Annotated in this window: 2 protein-coding genes and 1 pseudogene; 2 read left to right on the top strand and 1 reads right to left on the bottom strand. The window is 60.3% G+C overall.

Translation table 11 applies throughout. The features are described 5' to 3' along the window. Positions 1–267 (bottom strand): annotated as a pseudogene (locus tag WBM93_RS12545) (ligase-associated DNA damage response endonuclease PdeM); the annotation flags it as partial. An 80-nt stretch (positions 268–347) separates the two neighbouring features. On the opposite strand from WBM93_RS12545, the gene WBM93_RS12550 reads away from it, so the two are divergent. Beyond that, the gene (locus WBM93_RS12550) at positions 348–1,286 is read left to right on the top strand and encodes a rhodanese-related sulfurtransferase (RefSeq protein ID WP_424432205.1); all 939 of its coding nucleotides are present in this window, start codon (positions 348–350) and stop codon (positions 1,284–1,286) included. Beyond that, on the top strand, positions 1,283–1,640 hold a 358-nt coding region (locus tag WBM93_RS12555; protein WP_424432206.1), incomplete at its 3' end, for a glutathione S-transferase N-terminal domain-containing protein. The genes WBM93_RS12550 and WBM93_RS12555, both read left to right, overlap by 4 nt.

The following is a 1,640-nucleotide window of genomic DNA, read 5'->3' on the forward strand; positions in this document are numbered from 1 at the left end:
CGGTTCGAGTCGCGCCTCGCCCGCGCCATCATGATAATTGTCGCCGAGACAGAAAACCGTCGTCGCGCCGGTGGCGCTGACCAGACCGGCCAGTTCCGCCAGCGTCGCCTGGCTGTCATAAGGCGGCAACATCTGCCCCTGACGCGCGTAAAAGCTCGCTTTTTCCAGATGGAGATCGGCCACCAGCAGCGCATTTTTCATGGGCCAGAAGAGTGCGGCGGGCGCGACGATATCAAAGCGATGATGGGCGAACAGAAGGGGAACCATGGCCCGCTATGCGATGAACATGGCGATGATGCAAGCCACCGGGTTGGAATTTTGCGCCAAGCCGCCCTATATGCGCTGCCATGACCGAAACCAACGCTCCCAGCAAAGTCGCCGCGCTCTATCATTTCGCCCGAGTCGATGATCCCGCGGCCCTGCGGCTCGATATACTCGCGCAATGCGAGGCTCATCATCTCAAGGGCACGATATTGCTCGCTGACGAAGGGATTAACGGCACCATCGCAGGGGCACCGGATGATATCGACAAGGTAATCGCCTATCTGCAATCGCTGCCTATGTTCACCGGGCTGGAGGTCAAATATTCAGAGGCCAGCACGACGCCGTTTCTGCGGATGAAGGTCCGCCTGAAGAAGGAAATCGTCGCGATGGGCGTTGACGGCATTGATGCCGCCGAAGCCAAGGGTGATTATGTCGACCCCACCGAATGGAATGCTCTGATCGCCGATCCCGACACGGTGGTGATCGACACCCGCAATGGCTATGAAGTGGCGATCGGCAGCTTTGACGGCGCGATCAACCCGAACACCGAAAGCTTCCGCGACTTTCCGGCATGGTTCGACGAATTCTCCCAACAATTGCGCCAGAATGATCGCAAGCAACCGAAAATCGCGATGTTCTGCACCGGCGGTATCCGCTGCGAAAAGGCGACCGCTTATGTGAAAGCGCAGGGCTTTGACGATGTCCACCATCTCAAGGGCGGGATATTGAAATATCTCGAACATGTGCCCGAAACCGAAAGCCTGTGGCAGGGCGACTGCTTTCTGTTCGATCAGCGGGTTGCGGTCGGTCACGGATTGCAGCAATCCGACTATGGCCAATGCTATGCCTGCCGGATGCCGCTGGGCGCCGCCGACCGCGCCTCGGCCGATTATGTGCCCGGGGAAGCCTGCCCGCATTGCATCGACCGGCGTAGCGACGAACAGCGCGCCCGCTATCGCGAACGCCAGCGGCAGGTCGAGCAAGCGGCCGAGGAAGGCCGCCAGCATCTCGGCTCCGCATGACCGAATTGCCGCTGCTCTACAGTTTCCGGCGCTGCCCCTATGCGATGCGCGCACGGATGGCGCTGCTGATCAGCGAGACCCCGGTCCGTTTGCGGGAGGTCGTATTGCGCGACAAACCGACAGAAATGATCGCCGCCTCGCCCAAGGCAACGGTTCCGGTGCTGGTGCTGCCCGACGGACAAGTGATTGATGAAAGCCTGGCGATCATGCACTGGGCGCTGGAGCGCAACGACCCGGAACACTGGTTGCAGGGCAATGCAGCGGAAAGCGCGCTGATCGCGGAAGCAGACGGCCCTTTCAAGCGCCATCTCGACCGCTATAAATATCCCGTCCGCTACGAAAATGTCGACCCGC

It is taken from the genome of Parasphingorhabdus sp. (genome assembly GCF_049667325.1).
Lineage (GTDB): Bacteria > Pseudomonadota > Alphaproteobacteria > Sphingomonadales > Sphingomonadaceae > Parasphingorhabdus.

What these genes read in the sequence shown, in the direction of transcription:
- WBM93_RS12550 (WP_424432205.1), top strand. Translation starts at nt 348, where the DNA reads ATGACCGAAACCAACGCTCCCAGCAAAGTCGCCGCGCTCTATCATTTC.